Here is a 1,328-nt window from a genome sequence, read left to right as displayed (position 1 = left end):
CTAGTAGGGCTTGGTCAGGTTTGTATGGATGTGGGTATGTCGCGGTGGCAGGTGGGGCAGGCGCCGGCCCAGGTTGCGAGGAGGAACTGCATTTCGCGGACGACCTGGTAGAGACTCAGGCCGGTGCCGTTTCTTTTGGGGCACGGGCCAGCCTCCGCAGGGTGCAGAAGGCGTGGGCGAGGGCGACGAGGGTGACATGGTGGTGCCAGCCGTTGAAGGTGCGGCCCTCGAAGTGGGCGAGTCCCAGGGCCTGTTTCATCTCCCGGTAGTCGTGCTCGATGCGCCAGCGGAGTTTGGCCAGGCGGACCAGGGTGGTCAGCGGGGTGTCGGCGGGCAGGTCGCAGAGCCAGAACTGCACCGGCTCGGGCTCCTTGGCGGGCCACTCGGCCAGCAGCCGGCACTCGGGCAGTTCCGCACCGTCGGCCCGGTCGCGGATCTCCCGTCCGGCGGGTCGCACCCGCAGCGCGACGAACCGCGAGTACATGCGCTTGCACCCCGTGCGGCCCCTGCCCGGGCGTGAGCCCTCGCGCCAGGACACCGGCCTGGCCGCACCGCGTCCCGCCTCGATCACCAGCGCCTTCACGCTCTTCGCCGGATCGGGATACCGGGCCACCGGCGGCCGTCCGGTCCCGCTGTAGGGCGGGGTGAGGGGCCGGGCGGAGCCCGGCTGGGCGCTGAGGGTGGTGGAGATGCCCACGACGTAGTTCATCCCGCGCTCGTTCACGCCCAGCCGGAACGCGGCCGTGTCGCCGTAGCCGGCGTCCGCGACGGCCAGCGGGACATCCACGCCCCAGGAACGGGTCTCGTCGATCATGTCCAGGGCGAGCTGCCACTTCTCCACATGCCCCAGGTCCACCGGGATGCCGCACTGCTGGCGGCGGGCCACCTTGAGCGGATCGGCCTTGTCGGAGGCAGGATCCCAGGACCTGGGGAGGAACAGCCGCCAGTCGACGGCGGAGGAGGCTTGGTCGGTGGCCAGGTGCAGCGAGACGCCCACCTGGCAGTTGGTCACCTTGCCCGCGGTTGCGGTGTACTGCCTCGACACGCACGCGGAGGCGTCCCCGTCCTTGAGGAACCCCGTGTCGTCGATGATCAGCGCCGTCGGCTTCAGCTCGGCTTGCATCCTCCAGGCCAGCCGGGCCCGCACATGCGCCGGGTCCCACGGGCTGGTGGTCACGAAGTGTGCCAGCGCCTGCCGGTTGCCGTCCTCACCGAGCCGCGCGGCCATCGGCTCCACCGACTTGCGCCGCCCGTCCAACAGCAGTCCCCGCACATACGCCTGCCCCCAGCGATGCTGATCCGCGCGCGTAAACGCCTCGAACATCTCC

Annotated in this window: 1 protein-coding gene; it reads right to left on the bottom strand. The window is 70.6% G+C overall.

Features of this window, described 5'->3' with window-relative positions; all coding sequences use genetic code 11:
- Window positions 1-115 precede the first annotated feature (115 nt).
- On the bottom strand, window positions 116-1,328 hold a 1,213-nt coding region (locus ACIP37_RS37750; protein WP_400812604.1), incomplete at its 5' end, for an IS701 family transposase.

This window comes from Kitasatospora sp. NPDC088861 (genome assembly GCF_044750105.1).
GTDB lineage: Bacteria > Actinomycetota > Actinomycetes > Streptomycetales > Streptomycetaceae > Kitasatospora.
This window is presented reverse-complemented; position numbering and strand designations above follow the sequence as displayed.